Here is an 18,838-nt window from a genome sequence, read left to right as displayed (position 1 = left end):
TCACCGGTCGCGGTCGGCTCCCGGCCCGAGCGGGCTGCCGTCCGCGCCGTGGGTGAGCCGGTGCAGGCGCAGCGCGAGGTGGGTCTCCAGGGCGCGGGCCGGGGAGTTCCAGTCGGGGCCGAGGAGTTGGGCCACCCGGTCAAGGCGCTGGACGACGGTGTTCACGTGCACATGCAGCGCGTCCTTGGCCCGGGCGAGGCTGGAGCCGTGGTCGTGGTAGGCGTGCAGGGTGCGCAGGAGTTCGGTGCCGCGCTCGGCGTCGTAGGCCAGTACGGGACCGAGGATGCGCTGGACGTACGAGGGCACGTCGGAGCGGTCGCCGCCGAGCAGGATGCCGACGAAGCCGAGGTCGGCGATGTCGGCGCCGTCGCCGGTGCGGCCGAGTGCGTGCAGCGCCCGGAGGCAGCGGACCGCCTCCGCATGGCCGGCCGGGAGTTCCTCGGGGCCGGCCGCGGGTCCCGCCGCTCCGACCGTCACGGCCGCGCCGAGGGTGCGGCCGAGCTCCGTCGCCAGGGTGTGGGCGAGTTCGCCCGGCCGGTCGCCGGGTGCCAGGAGCACCACATGGCCGTGCCGGGTGCCGGTCAGTCCGCCGAGCGACCGGGCGGTGCGGGCGGTCTCGGCGGCGAGGCGGGAGCGCAGCTGTGGTTCGCAGCCGAGTACGGCGACGATGTGCGGCCTGCCGAGGTGGACGCCGAGCCGGCGGGCCCGCAGGGTCAGGCTGCCGCTGTCCCAGTGCGTCGAGGAGTCGGGGCCGGCGAGCAGGTCGTCGAGGAGTTCGCCGCGTACCCGGTCCTCGGCCTCCGCGACGGAGCGGCGCAGGAGCAGAAGGAGCGCGGTGACCAGGGCGGCCCGCTCGAACAACCGCCGGTCCGCTTCGCTGAGTCCGGTCCTTCCGGTGAGCACGATGCTGCCGAGCGGCTCGGTGCCGGCGAGCACGGCGCAGGTCCACACGCCGTCCGCGTACGCCGCGCGGCCGTCCGCGTGCGAGGCCGCGAGACCGGCCGCGGAGGGCGCGACGGCCTCGGTGTGGGCGCGGGCCATCTCGCTGCCGTCGGTGTCGTGGACGGCGAGTCCGCCGCCGAGCAGTGCGGCGATCTCGGCGGCCACGTCGTCGATGCCGGCGCCGCGCAGGACGAGTTTGGTGAGGCGGTCGTGGGCGTCGGAGGCCCGGTGCAGGGCGGCGCTGTGCGCCCGGGCCGTCTCGTTGGCCGCTTCGAGGCGGGCCAGGGTGCTGCGAGTCTCCTCCAGGAGGCGGGCGCTGTCGATGGCGACGGCGGCGTGCGCGGCGAGCGATCCGAGCAGGGCGATGGCGTCGGGGGTGAACTCGCGCGGGGTGCGGTTGGCCGCGAACAGCACTCCGATGATCTCCTCGCCGAGCCGCAGTGGCACGCCGAGGATGCCGCGCAGGCCCTCCTCGGCCACGCCGTCGTCGATCGGTCCGGTGTGCCGGAAGCGCTGGTCGGTGCGGTAGTCGGTGCTGGCGTAGGGGCGCGCGGTCTGGGCGACGAGACCGCCGAGCCCCTCCCCCATGCCGAGCCTGAGCTGCTGGAAGGCGGCGGAGACGGAGCCCTCGGTGACCCGCATGAAGGTGTCGTGCTCGACCGGGTCGTTGAGCGTCAGATACGCGACGTCGGCGCCGAGCAGGGTGCGGGCCCGCCGGACGATCGCGCGCAGTACGGCGTCCAGGTCGCGCAGTCCCGCGAGGTCGCCCGCGGTGTCGAAGAGCGCGACCAGTTCGGCCTCGCGGCGCAGGTGCTGGTCGAGTGCCCGGCGTACGGAGAGGGCCACTTCGGTGGCTTCGGCGACCTGCTCGACGTCGCCGGCCTGCACACCGGCCGCCCGGGTGCGGGCGGGCTCGGCGGCGAGTTCCTCGGCGGGGGCGTCCGCGGCGAGCAGGTCGAGGAGGCGGCGCACGGAGGCCGTGGCGGGCGGGTGGCTCCGGTCGGCGGGCATGGTCCTCCTCCGGTCGGGGCGGGTCGTAGGGACTCTGTCCTCGTACGTGCCCTGTCCTCGTACGGTCTCTGTACTCGCACTCGCTCGTGCCAGGTCAACGCGCGCCGGGACACAGGGACGCCGCCCAGTCTGCCGTGTGCGCAGGAGCGACGCGGCAGCGTGGGCGGCGCCCGGCGCCCACGGGCCCGGCGGAGGGGGCCGGGACCCGGTGGACGGACCGGTCAGACCCGGACCCGCGGGGCGTCCGCGGGCTCGGCCTGCTTCGGGTCCTCGTCGCGGTTGCGGGTGAGGTCGCGGCCGAGGGTCTCGCGGGTGACCGCCACCGTGATCGTGGTGACCACGGCCGCCGCACAGAGATAGAGGCTGACCGGGATCGAGGAGTCGAACTCCCGCAGCAGCTCGACCGCGATGATCGGGGCCAGCGCGCCGGCCACGATCGAGGCGAGCTGGGAGCCCATCGAGGCCCCCGAGTAGCGGACCTTGGTGTCGAACATCTCGGAGATGAAGGCGGCCTGCGGCCCGTACATCGCACCGTGCAGCACGAGGCCCGCCGTCACCGCAAGCGTGATCACCATGAACGACTCGGAGTCGACGAGGGTGAAGAAGGCGAACGCCCAGGCGGCCATGCCGACCGACCCGATCAGCGAGACGGGGCGCCGCCCGAGCCGGTCGGACAGCGCACCCCACGCCGGGATCGTGACGAAGTGGACGGCCGAGCCGATGAGGACGGCGTTCAGGGCCGTGCTCTTCGGCAGCCCGAGGTGCGTGGTGACGTAGACCAGCACGAAGGAGGTGAGGATGTAGTACGAGATGTTCTCGCCGAAGCGGACGCCGATGGCCGAGAGGACCTCGCGCCAGCTGCGACGGAACACCTGGACCACCGGCGGCTTCTCCGTCTCGCCGCGGGCCGCTGCCGCCTCCGCCTTGGCCTGCGCCTCGAGGAACACCGGCGATTCGGAGACCGATACGCGGATCCACAGGCCGATCACCACGAGCACACCGGAGAGCAGGAACGGGATCCGCCAGCCCCAGGCCTCGAAGGCGGCCTCGGACTGGAAGGCGGCGAGCAGCGCGAGGACTCCGGTGGCGAGCAGATTGCCGCCGGGTGCGCCGCTCTGCGGCCAGGAGGCCCAGAAGCCGCGGTGTTTGTCCCCGCCGTGCTCGGACACGATGAGCACCGCACCGCCCCATTCGCCGCCGAGGGCGAAGCCCTGGATCAGGCGGAGCACGGTGAGCAGGATCGGCGCGCCGACGCCGATGCTTGCGTAGGTCGGCAGCAGGCCCATCGCGAAGGTCGCTCCGCCCATCATCAGCAGGCTGATGACCAGGAGCTTCTTGCGTCCGATCTTGTCGCCGTAGTGGCCGAAGACGATGCCGCCGAGCGGCCGGGCCAGGAAGCCGATCGCATACGTGACGAAGGCGATCAGGGTGCCCACCAGGGGGTCGGCGGACGGGAAGAACAGGGTGTTGAACACCAGGGCCGCGGCCGAGCCGTAGAGGAAGAAGTCGTACCACTCGATCGTCGTGCCGATCAGGCTCGCGGCGACGATGCGCCGGATGCTGCCTTGTGGCTTGGAGAGGTCGACCGGTTTCGGGGTGTCAGTCATGATTCACCGGGTTTCACACGTGGGGACGGGGACGGCGGTGCGGGCTGTGCGGCGGAACGGGGCGGTGCGAGGCGGTACTTGGCGGGGCGGGGAGCGGGAGTGGCGGTCAGCCCGCGGTCCAGCCGCCGTCGAGCGGGAGTGAGGCGCCCGTGAGATGGCGGGCGTGCGGGCCGCACAGCCAGACGACGGCGGCCGCGACCTCCTCCGCCTCGATGAGTCGCTTCATCGGCGACCGGGCGAGCAGCACGTCGGAGACCACGTCCCCCTCGCTGATGCCGTGCGCGGCGGCCTGGTCGCGGACCTGGCCCTCGACGAGCGGCGTCCGCACATAGCCGGGGCTGACGCAGTTGCTGGTGACTCCGTGCGATGCGCCCTCGATCGCGGCGACCTTGCTGAGGCCCTCCAGGCCGTGCTTGGCCGCGACGTACGCCGATTTGTAGGCACTGGCGCGCAGGCCGTGGACGCTGGAGACGTTGACGATCCGGCCCCAGCCCGTGTGCTGCATGTGCGGCAAGGTCCGCTGCATCAGCAGGAACGGCGCCGTGACCATCACCCGCTGGATCAACTCGAAGCGTTCGCGGGAGAATTCGGTGAGCGGGGCGACGTACTGCAGGCCGGCGTTGTTGACCAGGATGTCGGCCTCGGCGGGCAGCAGAGCGATCGCGTCCGGGTCCGCGAGGTCGGCGACATGGGCCACGCCGCCCGCGATCTCCGCGACCGCCTTCGCCCCGTCGGCGTCCCGGTCGACCACATGGACCGTTGCTCCTGCCTGGGCCAGGGCGAGCACACAGGCCCGCCCGATGCCGCTGCCGCCGCCGGTGACCAGGGCCGTGCGTCCGGTCAGGTCGACGGCGGCGGCCGGCGGCGGCAGCGGGGCCGCCGCGGGAGAAGAGTTCGTCATGGCCGGAAACAGTAGGGAGCGGGCTGCACCGCTCCCATGTGTGGGAGAGCCACAAACCATCCCTCCGTCATGGCTCTCTCCACCATGAGCCGGCGGGATGGCCGCCGCGTACGGCGCCGGGATCAGCGCAGGCGGCAGTGGTTCAGGAGCCTGTCCGGGTCCGCGTCCCGGGGCAGCGGCACGGTGCGCGAGGAGGGTGGCTGCGGGGCGCCGGAGCCACCCGCACCCAGCCGGCCTTCGAGGGCGGTGAAGGCCGACCGGTGGCAGGGCGTGAGCGGCCGCAGCCGGCCCGGGAACATGTCGACCAGCGAGTCGGTGTGCGTGCCGCCCTCGATGCGGTAGTAGCGGTGCAGTTCACCGCGCCCTGCCGCCCGCACCATCCGGGCGTAGACGTCGGAGCTGCGACGGATCGGCAGCAGCACGTCGAGGGTGCCGTGCACGGAGATCAGCGGTTTGCCGATGCGCCCGGTCAGTTCGATCTTCCGTACGGCGTCGCGTACGGACTCGGGTCGCGCGACGTAGTCGTAGTCGGCGTCGCAGGCCGGGGTGCCGGGCTTGCAGTACGGGGTGCCGGCCTCCAGCGGACCGTCGTAGCCGGGGTCGACCTCCTCGCGGTAGATGCGCTGGGTCAGATCCCAGTAGACCTCGTGGTGGTACGGCCACAGGAACTCCGAGCCGGCCGGATAGCCCGCCGCATGCAGGGACTTGCGCGACCGGTCGGAGTGCGGGCCGCCCGCCGCGTACGCGGGGTAGTGGCGCAGGGCGGGTGGCAGGAAGTCGAGCAGGGTGGGTCCGTCGGCGCGCCAGAGCGTGCCCTCCCAGTCGACTCCGCCGTCGTAGAGCTCGGGATGGTTCTCCAGTTGCCAGCGGACCAGGTAGCCGGCGTTGGACAGGCCGGTGACCAGGGTGCGGGCGGGTGGCCGGTGGTAGTGGCGGGTGGCGGTGGCACGGGCGGCGCGGGTGAGCTGGGTGAGGCGGGTGTTCCACTCGGCGATCGCGCCACCGGGGGATCGTCCGTCGCGGTGGAAGTCGGCGCCGGTGTTGCCCTTGTCGGTGGCCGCGTAGGCGTAGCCGCGGGACAGCACCCAGTCCGCGATGGCCCGGTCGTTGGCGTACTGCTCGCGGTTTCCCGGGGTGCCGGCGACGACGAGGCCGCCGTTCCAGCGGTCCGGCAGGCGGATCACGAACTGGGCGTCGTGCTGCCAGCCGTGATTGGTGTTGGTGGTGGAGGTGTCCGGGAAGTAGCCGTCGATCTGGGTGCCGGGGACACCGCTCGGGACCGGCAGATCCTTCGGTGTGAGTCCGGCCCAGTCGGCCTCGTCGGTGTGGCCGGATGCGACGGTGCCCGCGGTGGTCAACTCGTCGAGACAGGCGGCCTGTTGGTGCTCGGCGCCCGGTACGCGAGGCGGGTCGGTGGCGCGGCAGTGCGGGTGGCTGTCGGCCGGCGCCCCGGGACGGGCGGACGCGGACGGTGCGGCCACGAGCACGGCCAGGGCGATCAGGGCCGGCGCGGCCCATCTCCGGTGCGAGCGTGGTGTGTTGGCGGTTCGATGCATCAAGGGACCTCCACAGCAGGGCGATCGAGTGCGCGCCTGTCGTCCTATCGGCCCGCCGACCGCGGCGGCCATGTCCGTCGGCCACACAGACCGCACCGCGAAGGTGGTCGGCACACCCATGCACGGCGCGGCAGGCCCGCCCCGATGATGACGCCCGGAGGGTCACCGTCAGCGGGCCCGCCGAGACCCCAACTCCCCACGGAGGCACCCGAGATGAGAGAGTCACTCGCTCGAACGTCCGGCCGCCTGCTCGCCGCTGCGGCCGGGGCCCTCGCCCTCGCCGCCGGACTGCTCACGGCGGCCCCGCAGCACGCGGCGTCCGCCGCCGAGCCGGCGCCGTCCGCCGCGGACCTCACCGAGATCACCGGCTTCGGCAGCAACCCCGGCAACCTCTCGATGTACGCGTACGTGCCCGACGGCCTCCCCGCGGACGCCCCCGTAGTCGTGGCCCTGCACGGCTGTACGCAGAACGCCCGTGACTACTACGACCATTCGGGCTGGCCGGAGCTGGCGGACCGGCACGGTTTCGCGGTCGTCCTGCCGCAGACCAGCAGTGCGAACAACCTCAACTCCTGCTTCAACTGGTTCAAGCCGGGTGACACCGCACGCGACAGCGGCGAGGCCCTCTCGATCAAGCAGATGGTCGACAAGGCCGTCACGGAGTTCGGCGCCGACGCGGACCGCATCCACGTCACCGGTCTCTCCGCGGGCGGCGGGATGACGGCGAACCTGCTCGCCGCCTACCCCGACGTCTTCGCGGGCGGTGCCGTCAACGCCGGCCTGCCCGCGTACTGCGCGAACAATGTAGCGACGGCGTACACCTGCATGTACAGCCCGGCCGACAAGTCCCCCACCGAGTGGGGCGACTCGGTCCGCGCGGCCGCCCCGGAGGGGACCACCGAGTGGCCCCGGGTGGCGATCTGGCAGGGCACCGCCGACACCACGGTCCGCCCCGCCAACGCCGACGAGCTGCGCGACCAGTGGACCGATGTGTGGGGCCTCGGCCAGACCCCGTCACGCACCGCGGACCTGCCCGGCGGCACCACCCGCAGTTCGTACGACGACTCCGCGGGCCGGTCGGCGGTCGAGGTGTACTCGATCTCCGGCATGGCGCACGGTCTCGCCGTCGATCCGGGCGACGGCACCGAACAGTGCGGCACCGCCGGCACGTACTACCTGGACACGATCTGCTCCAGCCATCACACCGCGGCCTTCTGGGGGTTGATCCCAACCGGGGCCGGGCGGGATCAGTCCTCGCCCTCCAGGTCCCCCTCCGTCTCCAGGTAGACCTTCCGCAAGGCGTCCAGGACCGCGGGATCCGGCTTCTCCCACATGCCGCGCGACTCGGCCTCCAGGAGGCGCTCGGCGATACCGTGCAGGGCCCAGGGGTTGGCCTGTTCCAGGAACTCGCGGTTGGTGGGGTCCAGGACGTAGGTCTCGGTGAGCTTGTCGTACATCCAGTCGGCGATCACGCCCGTGGTGGCGTCGTAGCCGAACAAGTAGTCCACGGTGGCGGCGAGTTCGAAGGCGCCCTTGTAGCCGTGGCGGCGCATCGCCTCGATCCACCTGGGGTTGACCACGCGGGCGCGGAAGACCCGCGAGGTCTCCTCCACGAGGGTGCGGGTGCGGACCGTCTCGGGGCGGGTGGAGTCGCCGATGTACGCGGCGGGCGCGGTGCCGCGCAGGGCGCGCACGGTGGCGACCATGCCGCCGTGGTACTGGAAGTAGTCGTCGGAGTCCGCGATGTCGTGCTCGCGGGTGTCGGTGTTCTTCGCCGCGACCGCGATGCGCTTGTACGCGGTCTCCATCTCGTCGCGGGCCGGGCGGCCGTCGAGCTCCCGGCCGTAGGCGTAGCCGCCCCAGACGGTGTACACCTCGGCGAGGTCGGCGTCGGTGCGCCAGTCGCGGGAGTCGATGAGCTGGAGCAGGCCGGCGCCGTACGTGCCGGGCCGGGAGCCGAAGATGCGGGTGGTGGCGCGGCGTTCGTCCCCGTGCTCGGCCAGATCGGCCTGGACGTGGGCCCGTACGTGGTTGACCTCGGCCGGTTCGTCGAGGGAAGCGGCGAGGCGTACGGCGTCGTCCAGCAGGCCGACGGTGTGCGGGAAGGCGTCGCGGAAGAAGCCGGAGATGCGCAGCGTCACATCGATGCGCGGACGGCCCAACTCCTCGGCGGGGACGGCCTCCAGGCCGGTGACGCGACGGGAGGCGTCGTCCCAGACGGGTCGGACGCCGAGCAGGGCGAGGGCCTCGGCGACGTCGTCACCTGCGGTGCGCATGGCGCTGGTGCCCCAGAGGGAGAGGCCGACCGAGGTCGGGTATTCGCCGTCGTTGTCCGTCCGGTAGCGCTCCAGGAGTGAGTCGGCGAGGGCCTGGCCGGTGTCCCAGGCGAGCCGGGACGGCANGCGCTCCAGGAGTGAGTCGGCGAGGGCCTGGCCGGTGTCCCAGGCGAGCCGGGACGGCACGGCCTTGGGGTCGACGGAGTAGAAGTTGCGGCCGGTCGGCAGGACGTTGACGAGGCCGCGCAGGGGTGATCCGGACGGGCCGGCGGGGACGAAGCCGCCGTTCAGGGCGTGCAGGGCGTGGTCGAGCTCGGCGGTGGTGGCGGCGAGCCTTGGCACGACCTCGCGGGCGGCGAACTCCAGGACGGCGGCGACCTGTTCGCCGTGCTCGGTAGGTACGGCGGCCGGGTCCCAGCCGGCGTCCTCCATCGCCTGGACGAGGGCGCGGGCCTTGTCCTCGGCCTCGTCTGCCGAGGTGCGGGTGGCGGCGGACTCGTCGAGGCCGAGTGCTTCGCGCAGTCCGGGCAGGGCCGTCGTACCGCCCCAGATCTGGCGGGCGCGCAGGATGGCGAGGACGAGATTGACGCGGTCGCCCGCGGCCGGGGGATTGCCGAGTACGTGCAGTCCGTCGCGGATCTGGGCGTCCTTGACCTCGCAGAGCCAGCCGTCGACGTGCAGCAGGAAGTCGTCGAAGCCGTCGTCGTCGGGCCGGGCTTCGAGACCGAGGTCGTGATCCAGCTTGGCGGCCTGGATGAGGGTCCAGATCTGGGCGCGGATGGCGGGCAGCTTCGCCGGGTCCATCGAGCTGATCTGGGCGTACTCGTCGAGGAGTTGCTCCAGGCGGGCGATGTCGCCGTAGGAGTCGGCGCGGGCCATCGGCGGCACGAGGTGGTCGATGAGGGTGGCGTGCACCCGGCGCTTGGCCTGGGTGCCCTCGCCGGGGTCGTTGACCAGGAACGGGTAGATCAGCGGCAGATCGCCGAGGGCCGCGTCGGGGCCGCAGGCCGCGGAGAGGCCGGCGTTCTTGCCGGGCAGCCACTCCAGATTGCCGTGCTTGCCGAGGTGGATCATCGCGTCGGCGCCGAAGCCCCCGTCGTCGGTGGACGCGGCGATCCAGCGGTAGGCGGCCAAGTAGTGGTGCGAGGGCGGCAGATCGGGGTCGTGGTAGATGGCGATGGGATTCTCGCCGAAGCCGCGCGGCGGCTGGATGAGGATGAGCAGGTGGCCGAAGCGCAGGGCCGCGAGCACGATGTCGCCGTCCGGATTGCTGCTGCGGTCCACGAACATCTCGCCGGGCGCGGGGCCCCAGTGCTGCTCGACGGCGGTACGCAGCTCCTCGGGCAGGGTGGCGAACCAGCGGCGGTAGTCGGCCGCGGGGATCCGGACGGGATTGCGGGCCAACTGCTCCTCGGTGAGCCAGTCCTGATCGTGCCCGCCCGCGTCGATGAGCGCACGGATCAGCTCGTCGCCGTCACCGGAGGTGAGACCCGGGATCTCGGCGTCCCCGAAGTCGTATCCCTCGGCCGCGAGCCGGCGCAGCAGCTCGATCGCGCTGGCGGGGGTGTCGAGTCCGACCGCGTTGCCGATCCGGGAGTGCTTCGTCGGGTACGCGGAGAGCACCAGGGCGAGGCGCTTCTCGGCGGCCGGGATGTGCCGAAGTCGCGCGTGGCGTACGGCGGTTCCGGCGACGCGGGCGGCGCGTTCCGGGTCGGCGATGTAGGCCGGGAGGCCGTCCTCGTCGATCTCCTTGAAGGAGAAGGGGACGGTGATGAGCCGGCCGTCGAACTCGGGGACGGCGATCTGGCTGGCGGCGTCGAGCGGCGAGACGCCCTCGTCGTTGTCCTCCCAGTCGGCGCGCGAGCCGGTGAGGCACAGGGCCTGCAGGATCGGTACGTCGAGTGCGGCGAGGGCGCCGGCGTCCCAGGCCTCGTCGTCGCCGCCCGCGGAGGCCTCGGCCGGCTTGGTGCCGCCCGCGGCGAGCACGGTGGTGACGATGGCGTCCACCGAGCCCAGCTCGTCGATGAGTTCGGGCTCGGGCGCCCGCAGTGAGGCCACGTACAGCGGCAGCGGCCGGCCGCCCGCGTCCTCGATCGCCTCGCACAGGGCACTGACGAACGCGGTGTTGCCGCTCATGTGATGGGCGCGGTAGTAGAGCACCGCCACCGTCGGGCCCTCGACGCCGTCGCGGGCGGTCCGCTCCAGGGGGCCCCAGGTCGGGGCGGGCGCCGGGGCGTCGAAGCCGTGACCGGTGAGCAGCACGGTGTCGGAGAGGAAGCGGGCGAGCTGCTCCAGGTTGGCCGGGCCGCCGTGCGCCAGATAGGCGTGTGCCTCGGCGGCGATGCCGACGGGCACGGTGGAGGCGGCCATCAGCTGGGCGTCCGGGGCCTGTTCACCGGTGAGGACGATCACCGGGCGGCCGTCGGCGAGCAGCAGATCAAGGCCGTCCTGCCAGGCACGGATGCCGCCGAGCAGCCGGACGACGACGAGGCCGGCTCCGTCGAGCAGGGCGGGGAGCTCGTCCAGGGAGAGGCGGGAGGGGTTGGCGTAGCGGTACGGGACGGGACCGTCGGCCGCACGGGCGCTCAGCAGGTCGGTGTCGGAGGTCGACAGGAGCAGGATCATGCGCGTGAGGCCTTCCTCGGGGTCCGCGCCCCGGGTGGTGGAGGTGTGGGCTCCCCTGCTCCGCGGGCGGCTCCCGGGGATGCCGGGTGCTGCCTCGGAACGCGGGGAAGGGAGTTCCTGACTCACCCCTGCGCAGGTACGGGACCTGCGCCGGGCTCACAGTGGCGGGACCGCGCCGGAATCTCACCGGGCTTCCTCCCCTGCCGTCCCGAGCGGGCCCGGAGCGGCATCGGCGGACCTGTCGACCCGCCGCAGCGGACGTGCTGATCCGTCGATGAGCATAGTAAGCGGGCGGGGGGTGCGGCCGGTGGGCCGGTGGGTATGCTCGCCGCCATGTCCTCGGCAGCCCCCCGCTCATCGCCCCTGGCCACAGCCGTGGCCCGGGACAGTGGTGACGCCTGCCCGGGGGCGATGCGGCTGCATGCGGCGGACGACGGGGCGCTGGCCCGGGTGCGGATTCCCGGTGGTGTGCTGGCCGTTGACCAGGCGGACGCGCTCGCTTCGGCGGCCAGGCGGCTGGGCGACGGCGAGCTGCATCTCACCTCCCGGGGCAATGTGCAGATCCGGGGTCTGGACGGCGGCTGCGCGGGCGAGCTCGCGGCCCTGCTCGAAGCGGCCGGGCTGCTCCCCGCGCCCTCCCACGAGCGGGTGCGCAATGTGGTCGCCTCGCCCCTGTCCGGTCTGGACGGCCGCGGCTTCGCGGACGTACGGCCGTGGCTGACGGGCCTGGACGCGGCGCTGTGCGCGAGCGACGGTGCCCGGGAGCTGTCGGGGAGGTTCCTGTTCGCCCTGGACGACGGGCGCGGTGACGTGGCCGGTCTCGGGGCGGATGTGACGGTACGGGCGACGGCGTCCGGTGCCGCGCTCCTGAGCCTCGGCTCCTCCGGTACAGCCCTGCGGGTGCCTGCCGCGGACGTCGTGCGGAGCGTGCTCACGGCGACCGAGATCTTTCTCACGTCCGCGCGGTCGAGCGCGGCACGCACCTGGCGGGTCGACGAACTCCCCGTATCCGCCGACGACTTGGTCCGCATGCTCGGAACGCAGCTGTCCGGGACCGGTGTCGACTGCACACCGGCGGACCAGGACACCTCCACGACGGACGGGCCCGCGCCCGGCGTGCGGGGCGAGGCACTGTCGGTGCACGTGCCGCTCGGACGGCTCTCCCTGGAGCAGTGGCGGGAGTTGACCCGGTTCGCCGCCGAGGCGGGCACCGGCGAGCTGCGGCTCACGCCGTGGCGTGGTGTGGTGGTGCCGGCGCCGCGCAGCGCGGCCGCTGCCGCGCTCGCCCGCCTCGCGGCCACCGGCCTTGTCACCGACCCCGCGTCCGCCTGGCCCCGGGTGGGTGCGTGCATCGGCCGTCCCGGCTGCGCCAAGTCGCATGCGGACGTACGCGTGGACGCGGCACGTGCACCGGTGGCGCAGGCCGGCCTGTCGCTGTACTGGTCCGGCTGCGAACGGCGCTGCGGGCGCCCGCGCGGCGCCCATGCGGACGTGGTCGCCGTGCCCGGCGGCGGCTACCGCGTGAGCGCCGATGCGCCGCACGGGTCCGGCCGCAGCGTCCCGTTGGACGACCCGTCCCGTATCACCGCCGTGCTCGCGGCGCTCACGGGGCACCCCGCATGACGCCCTGCCCGACCTCGGCCCCATGACCCACGGGCCACCGCACCACGACCTCCCCACGACCGAGAGCAGCGAGATCACCACCGTGACCACCACCTACGACTACGAGAAGGACGGCGCGGCCATCTACCGCCGGTCCTTCGCCACCATCCGATCGGAGGCCGACCTGGCGGGACTTCCCGCCGATGTCGGCCAGGTCGCGGTCCGGATGATCCACGCCTGCGGAATGGTCGATCTGGTACGGGATCTGGCCCACACCCAGGACGTGGTGACGAAGGCCCGCGAGGCGCTGCGCGCCGGGGCGCCGATCTTCTGCGATGTACAGATGGTGGCCAGCGGCGTCACCCGCAAACGGCTCCCGGCGGACAACGACGTGCTGTGCACGCTCTCCGACCCGTCCGTGCCCGAGCTCGCCGCGAAGCTCGGCACCACGCGCAGCGCCGCCGCCCTGGAGCTGTGGCGGGACCGACTGGAGGGTTCGGTGGTGGCGGTCGGCAATGCCCCGACCGCGCTGTTCCGCCTCCTGGAGATGATCGAGGAGGGGGCGCCCCGGCCCGCCGCGGTGATCGGCGTACCGGTCGGCTTCATCGGGGCGGCCGAGTCCAAGGACGCCCTCGCGGCGCATCCTTCGGGCCTCGAGCACCTGGTGGTGCGGGGCCGTCGCGGCGGAAGCGCCATAGCGGCCGCCGCGCTGAACGCGATCGCGAGTGAGGCGGAATGAGCGGCAAGCTGTACGGCGTCGGGCTCGGCCCCGGCGACCCGTCCCTGATGACGATGCGGGCCGTGGAGGTCATCGCGTCCGCCGATGTGGTGGCGTACCACAGTGCACGGCACGGCAGGTCGATCGCCCGCTCGATCGCGGCGGACCAGCTGCGCGCGGACCACATCGAGGAGCCCCTGGTCTATCCGCTGACGACGGAGACGACCGATCATCCGGGCGGGTACCAGGGCGCCATGGACGACTTCTACGCCGAGGCGTCCGCGCGCCTGGCCGCGCACCTGGATGCGGGCCGCACGGTGGCGGTGCTCGCCGAGGGCGACCCGCTCTTCTACGGCTCGTACATGCACATGCACAAGCGGCTCGCGCACCGCTACGAGACCGAGGTCGTCCCCGGCGTCACCTCGGTGTCCGCCGCCGCGGCCCGGCTCGGCACACCGCTCGCCGAGGGCGAGGAGGTGCTGACCGTCCTGCCGGGCACACTGCCCGAGGAGGAGCTGGCCGCCCGGCTTGCCTCGACGGACGCGGCGGTGGTGATGAAGCTGGGTCGCACGTTCCCCAAGGTCCGCCGGGCGATGGAGAGTTCGGGCCGTCTGGAGGCAGCTCGTTACGTGGAGCGGGCCACCATGCCCGGTCAGCGGCTCGCCCGGCTCGCGGAGGTCGACGAGGAGTCGGTGCCGTACTTCTCCGTGGCCGTACTGCCGAGCGAGGTGGACGCCGAGCGTCCCACGTCGCGGGAGCAGGGCGAGGTGGTGGTGGTCGGCACCGGTCCGGCCGGTCCGCGCTGGCTGACTCCGGAGACCCGCGGCGCCCTCGCGGCCGCCGACGATCTCGTGGGCTACACCACCTATCTCGACCGGGTGCCGAGGCGTGCGGGTCAGACGCGGCACGGCTCCGACAACCGGGTCGAGGCGGAGCGCGCCGAGTTCGCTCTCGACCTGGCCCGCAAGGGCCGCCGGGTCGCGGTCGTCTCCGGCGGCGACCCCGGTGTCTTCGCGATGGCCACCGCCGTGCTCGAGGTCGCCTCCGCGCCCGAGTACGCGGACGTGCCGGTGCGCGTACTGCCCGGCGTGACGGCGGCCAATGCGGCGGCGGCCCGGGCCGGCGCACCGCTCGGCCACGACTACGCCACCGTGTCGCTGTCGGACCGGCTCAAGCCCTGGGAGGTGATCGCCGAGCGGCTGCGCGCGGCCGCGGCGGCCGACCTGGTGCTCGCCCTGTACAACCCCGGTTCGCAGAGCCGCACTTGGCAGGTGGGCAAGGCCCGCGAGCTGCTGCTCGAACACCGCGCCCCGGACACCCCCGTGGTGGTGGCCAGGGACGTGGGCGGCTCCGGCGAGCGGGTCCGGATCGTGCAGCTGGCCGACCTGGATCCGGCCACCGTGGACATGCGCACGATCCTGCTCGTCGGCTCCTCGCAGACGCAGGCGGTGCGCCGTGGTGACGGCGAGCAGATCGTGTGGACACCGCGGCGGTATCCGGAGGCCTGAGCGGGTACGGCGATGTGCTGCCGCGCCGGCCCGGTCAGTTCGCCGGCGGGAGGAGCGCCCGCACCCGGCGGGCCGCCTCGTCCGGGTCCGGCACCTCCGGAACGCCTTCCGGGACCGGCGGCCGGCGCACGACGACGACGGGCAGGCCCGCCTCCCGGGCCGCGGTCAGCTTCGGCGCGGTGGCCGCTCCCCCGCTGTCCTTGGTCACGACGACATCGATACGGTGCCGGCGCAGCAGCTCGCGTTCGGCGGCGAGGGTGAACGGGCCGCGGTCGAGGAGCACTTCGGTGCGCGGCGGGTGAGGCGGCTCGGGCGGGTCCACCGAACGCACCAGGAACCACTGATCGGTGAGCGCGGCGAAGGCCCCGAGTCCCATACGCCCGGTGGTGAGGAACACGCGCGAGCCGAGCGCGGGAAGCAGCTGCGCCGCCTGCTCCAGTGACGCGGCGTCGTGCCAGACGTCGCCGTCGACCGGTTGCCAACCGGGCCGGCGCAGCGCGAGCAGCGGGACTCCGGCCGTGGTGGCAGCGGCGGCCGCGTGAAAGCTCATCGTCCCGGCGAAGGGGTGGGTGGCGTCGACCAGCGCGTCGACCCGGTGGTCCCGCAGCCACCCGGCCAGTCCCTCGGCCCCGCCGAAGCCGCCGATCCGCACCTCGCCGGGCGGAAGGCGGGGACTCGTGACGCGTCCGGCGAGCGAGCTGGTCACGGTCAGCCGCGGGGTGCCGTGCAGCAGCCCGGCGAGCCGGCGGGCCTCCGTGGTCCCCCCGAGTATCAGTACGTGCATGGAAGTCCGGTTCCGATCATGAGCGGTGAGGTACGGGTCCCGGGACGGTCGGTCCGGAGAGCCGCCGGCCGGTGGCCTGAGCCCCGGGCAGGGCGCACGCCCGCGGTCAGCAGCTGTGCCGGTCACGCTCCGGCGAGTACAGGTGGCTGTCGCCGAACTGCTCGGCGCCGAGCGTGCGGCCGACCATGATGACGGCGGTACGGAGCACTCCGGCGTCCTTCACCTGCCGGCCGATCTCGTCGAGGGTGCCGCGCAGGACCAGCTCGTCGGGGCGCGAGGCATAGGCGACCACGGCGGCGGGGCAGTCGGGCCCGTAGTGCGGAAGGAGTTCGTCCACGACCCGGTCCACATGGCGGGCGGCGAGGTGCAGCACGATCAGGGCGCCGCTGCGGCCGAGGGTGGCCAGATCCTCACCTTCCGGCATGGCGGTGGCCTGCTGGGCGATGCGGGTGAGGATGACCGTCTGGCCGACGGTGGGCACGGTCAGTTCACGTTTGAGTGCGGCGGCCGCGGCGGCGAACGCCGGTACGCCCGGGACGACTTCGTAGGGCACACCGGCCGCGTCCAGGCGCCGCATCTGCTCGGCGACCGCGCTGAAGACGGAAGGGTCTCCGGAGTGCAGCCGGGCGACGTCGTGGCCGTCGCGGTGCGCACGGACCAATTCCTCCGTGATCCGGTCCAGATCGAGCTGCGCGGTGTCCACCAGGCGGGCGTCCGGAGGGCATTCGGCGAGCAGTTCGCGCGGGACGAGGCTGCCGGCGTACAGGCACACCCAGCAGGCCGCGAGCGTACGGGCGCCGCGCAGGGTGATCAGGTCGGCGGCCCCGGGGCCCGCGCCGATGAAGTACACGGTCAACTGTCTGCTCCTGCGGGATCGTCGGGTACGGCATCGGCCGCGCGGTCGCTCGCACCGTCCGGTGCCGGGACCGCCTTCTGCGCGCTCCACTGGGTGACGGGCATCGCCTGGCGCCAGCCGGTGAAGCCGCCCACGGGTACGGCGTGCGCGACCGCGAGCCGTACCAGGTCGCCGCCGAGGCGCCGGCGGGCGGCGGCGAGCAGCGCCTCGGACTCCAGGGTCACGGTGTTGGCGACGAGCCGCCCGCCGGCCGGTAGCGCCTGCCAGCAGGTCTCCAGGAGTCCTTCGGCGGTGAGCCCGCCGCCGATGAACACGGCGTCCGGCGTGGGGAGTTCGGCGAGTGCGTCCGGTGCGGCCCCGGTGACGACACGGAGGTCCGGTACGCCGAGGCGTTCGGCGTTGCGGACGATGCGTTCGGCGCGTACGGGATCGCGTTCGACCGTGACGGCACGGCAGGAGGGGTGGGTGCGCATCCACTCTACGGCGATCGAGCCGGAGCCGCCACCGATGTCCCAGAGGAGTTCGCCGGGCGCGGGGGCGAGGGCGCCGAGGGTCGCGGCGCGCACATGGCGCTTGGTGAGCTGCCCGTCGTGTTCGTAGGCCTCGTCGGGCAGTCCCGGTACGGCGCCGGTGCGCAGCGCGTCGGGGGCACGGCGGCAGTCGACGGCGACGATGTTGAGGGCGTCGCCCGTGTGGTCGGGTCGGCTGTCGGCGGTCGTCTCGTCGCCGAAGTGCTCGTGCTCGCCGCCCAGTTGTTCCAGGACCCGCATCCGGCTCGGCCCGAAGCCGCGGTCCCGCAGCAGTGCGGCGATCCGGTCGGGTGTGGTGGCGTCGGCGCTCAGCACGAGCAGCCTCCGCCCGTGGTGCAGGGCGGCGGCGATCCGGTCCGGTGGACGCCCGACGAGCGTGACCACTTCGACGTCCTCCACCGGCCAGCCGAGCCCGGCGGCGGCGTACGAGACGGAGGACGGATGCGGCAGCACCCGCAGGGCGTCCGGCCCGAGCACCTCGGTCAGGGCGCGCCCGATGCCGTAGAACATCGGGTCTCCGCTGGCCAGTACGGCGATCCGGCGGCCGGCGTGCGCGGCGAGCAGTCCGGGCACGGCGGGGCGCAGCGGCGAGGGCCACGTGACGCGCTCGCCCGTACAGAGGTCCGGCAGCAGATCGAGCTGGCGCCGTCCGCCGATGACGACCTCGGCGTCGAGCAGGACCTGCCGCGACGCTTCCGGGATGCCCGGCCATCCGTCCGCCCCGATGCCGACGACGGTGACGGGGGCGGACGGTCGTACGCGGGCCACGGGTGGTTCCTCGGTGCTCGGAGGCGCGGCCTGCAGGGCCGGGCCTGTCGGGGGCAGTCGGCACCCCGCAGGGCGCGGAGAGTCACTCTACTGGGCGGTGACCTGCGCGTCCTCGACAGGTGCCGGGCCCCCAGGGGCATCAGGCCGTGGCGAGCAGATTCAGGGTGTCGACGACCCGGTTCGAGAAGCCCCACTCGTTGTCGTACCAGGCGACGACCTTGATGTGCCGGCCGTCGACGCGGGTCAGCTCGGAGTCGAAGATCGACGAGGCGGGGTTGCCGGTGATGTCGGAGGACACGAGCGCGTCATCGGAGTACTCCAGGACGCCCTTCAGCGGTCCGTCGGCCGCGGCGCGGTAGGCGGCGAGCACGTCCTCGCGCGTCACGTCGCGGGACACCGTGGTGTTCAGCTCGACGATCGAGCCCACCGGGACCGGGACGCGGATCGAGTCGCCGGACAGCTTGCCGTCCAGATTCGGAAGCACATGGCCGATCGCCTTGGCGGCGCCGGTCGTGGTCGGCGCGATGTTCACGGCGGCGGCACGGGCGCGGCGGGCGTCGCGGTGCGGGCCGTCCTGCAGATTCTGCTCCTGTGTATAGGCGTGCACGGTCGTCATGAACCCGTGCTCGATGCCCGCGAGTTCGTCGAGCACCGCGGCCAGCGGAGCGAGCGCGTTGGTGGTGCAGGAGGCGTTGGAGACGATGTGGTGCGCGGCCGGGTCGTAGGTGTCGCTGTTCACGCCGTACGCCAGGGTGACGTCGGCGCCGTCGGACGGGGCGCTGACGAGGACCTTCCTGGCTCCGGCGTCGAGGTGGGCGCGCGCGGCCTTGGCGGCGGTGAAACGGCCGGTGGCCTCCAGGACGATGTCGACGCCGAGTTCGGCCCACGGCAGGTCGGCCGGCTCCCGCTCGGCGAGCACCTTGATGCGCCGCCCGTCGACGACGAGGGTGTCCCCGTCCACGGTCACCGGGCGGCCGAGCCGGCCCGCGGTGCTGTCGTACGCGAGGAGCCTGGCGAGGGCCGTGGGCTCGGTGAGGTCGTTGACGGCCACCACCTCGAGGGCGTCGTCGCGTTCGAGCAGTGCGCGCAGCACATTGCGTCCGATGCGGCCGAATCCGTTGATGGCGACACGAGTCATGAGTGCGGTCCCTTTC

Annotated in this window: 13 protein-coding genes, 1 pseudogene and 1 riboswitch; of the genes and pseudogenes, 4 read left to right on the top strand and 10 right to left on the bottom strand. The window is 73.3% G+C overall.

Going from position 1 to position 18,838, the window contains the following annotated elements; all coding sequences use genetic code 11:
- The 4 genes from DY218_RS04860 to DY218_RS04845 form a co-directional block, all read right to left on the bottom strand.
- On the bottom strand, positions 1–1,953 hold the full coding sequence (locus tag DY218_RS04860; RefSeq protein ID WP_128554658.1) for a helix-turn-helix domain-containing protein: 1,953 nt from the start codon (positions 1,951–1,953) through the stop codon (positions 1–3).
- 221 nt (positions 1,954–2,174) lie between these two features.
- Positions 2,175–3,560, bottom strand: coding sequence for an MFS transporter (locus DY218_RS04855; protein ID WP_128554657.1), 1,386 nt, complete (start codon positions 3,558–3,560; stop codon positions 2,175–2,177).
- Positions 3,561–3,666: 106 nt separating this feature from the next.
- On the bottom strand, positions 3,667–4,461 hold the full coding sequence (locus DY218_RS04850; protein WP_128554656.1) for a 3-hydroxybutyrate dehydrogenase: 795 nt from the start codon (positions 4,459–4,461) through the stop codon (positions 3,667–3,669).
- 122 nt (positions 4,462–4,583) lie between these two features.
- Positions 4,584–6,017, bottom strand: coding sequence for a 3-hydroxybutyrate oligomer hydrolase family protein (locus DY218_RS04845; RefSeq protein ID WP_128554655.1), 1,434 nt, complete (start codon positions 6,015–6,017; stop codon positions 4,584–4,586).
- A gap of 213 nt (positions 6,018–6,230) precedes the next feature.
- Here DY218_RS04845 and DY218_RS04840 point away from each other — a divergent pair, with 213 nt between their 5' ends.
- Complete coding sequence (locus DY218_RS04840; protein WP_128554654.1) at positions 6,231–7,304, top strand: extracellular catalytic domain type 1 short-chain-length polyhydroxyalkanoate depolymerase; 1,074 nt, start codon at positions 6,231–6,233, stop codon at positions 7,302–7,304.
- On the opposite strand, the pseudogene DY218_RS34820 reads toward DY218_RS04840, so the two are convergent.
- Positions 7,265–8,418 (bottom strand): annotated as a pseudogene (locus tag DY218_RS34820) (cobaltochelatase subunit CobN); the annotation flags it as partial. The gene DY218_RS04840 and the pseudogene DY218_RS34820 overlap by 40 nt on opposite strands.
- 1 nt (position 8,419) lies before the next feature.
- Positions 8,420–10,918 (bottom strand): cobaltochelatase subunit CobN (locus DY218_RS04835; RefSeq protein ID WP_233521367.1); only part of this gene is annotated, 2,499 nt, incomplete at its 3' end.
- Positions 10,919–11,029: 111 nt separating this feature from the next.
- A riboswitch (cobalamin riboswitch) is annotated at positions 11,030–11,116 on the bottom strand.
- Between the two features lie 135 nt (positions 11,117–11,251).
- Here DY218_RS04835 and cobG point away from each other — a divergent pair.
- The 3 genes from cobG to DY218_RS04820 are packed head-to-tail and all read left to right on the top strand — an operon-like array spanning position 11,252 to position 14,746.
- Positions 11,252–12,541: a precorrin-3B synthase gene (gene cobG / locus DY218_RS04830; protein WP_233521366.1), complete on the top strand. Its 1,290-nt coding sequence runs from the start codon at positions 11,252–11,254 to the stop codon at positions 12,539–12,541.
- Between the two features lie 22 nt (positions 12,542–12,563).
- Positions 12,564–13,259 (top strand): precorrin-8X methylmutase, encoded by a 696-nt coding sequence (locus tag DY218_RS04825; protein WP_233521365.1) that lies wholly within the window; start codon positions 12,564–12,566, stop codon positions 13,257–13,259.
- On the top strand, positions 13,256–14,746 hold the full coding sequence (locus tag DY218_RS04820) for a precorrin-2 C(20)-methyltransferase (protein ID WP_128554652.1): 1,491 nt from the start codon (positions 13,256–13,258) through the stop codon (positions 14,744–14,746). The genes DY218_RS04825 and DY218_RS04820 overlap by 4 nt, the downstream gene beginning before the upstream one ends.
- 34 nt (positions 14,747–14,780) lie before the next feature.
- Here DY218_RS04820 and DY218_RS04815 read toward each other — a convergent pair whose 3' ends face one another.
- The 4 genes from DY218_RS04815 to gap form a co-directional block, all read right to left on the bottom strand.
- Positions 14,781–15,530 carry a cobalt-precorrin-6A reductase gene (locus DY218_RS04815; RefSeq protein WP_128554651.1) on the bottom strand — a complete coding sequence of 250 codons (750 nt, stop codon included), beginning with the start codon at positions 15,528–15,530 and terminating at the stop codon, positions 14,781–14,783.
- A gap of 106 nt (positions 15,531–15,636) precedes the next feature.
- Complete coding sequence (gene cobM, locus DY218_RS04810) at positions 15,637–16,386, bottom strand: precorrin-4 C(11)-methyltransferase (RefSeq protein WP_128554650.1); 750 nt, start codon at positions 16,384–16,386, stop codon at positions 15,637–15,639.
- Complete coding sequence (gene cbiE / locus DY218_RS04805) at positions 16,383–17,684, bottom strand: precorrin-6y C5,15-methyltransferase (decarboxylating) subunit CbiE (protein WP_128554649.1); 1,302 nt, start codon at positions 17,682–17,684, stop codon at positions 16,383–16,385. The genes cobM and cbiE overlap by 4 nt, the downstream gene beginning before the upstream one ends.
- 139 nt (positions 17,685–17,823) lie before the next feature.
- Positions 17,824–18,822 (bottom strand): type I glyceraldehyde-3-phosphate dehydrogenase, encoded by a 999-nt coding sequence (gene gap, locus DY218_RS04800; protein ID WP_128554648.1) that lies wholly within the window; start codon positions 18,820–18,822, stop codon positions 17,824–17,826.
- Positions 18,823–18,838 lie beyond the last annotated feature (16 nt).

The sequence above is a fragment of the Streptomyces triticagri genome, assembly GCF_003429565.1.
Lineage (GTDB): Bacteria > Actinomycetota > Actinomycetes > Streptomycetales > Streptomycetaceae > Streptomyces > Streptomyces triticagri.
This window is presented reverse-complemented; position numbering and strand designations above follow the sequence as displayed.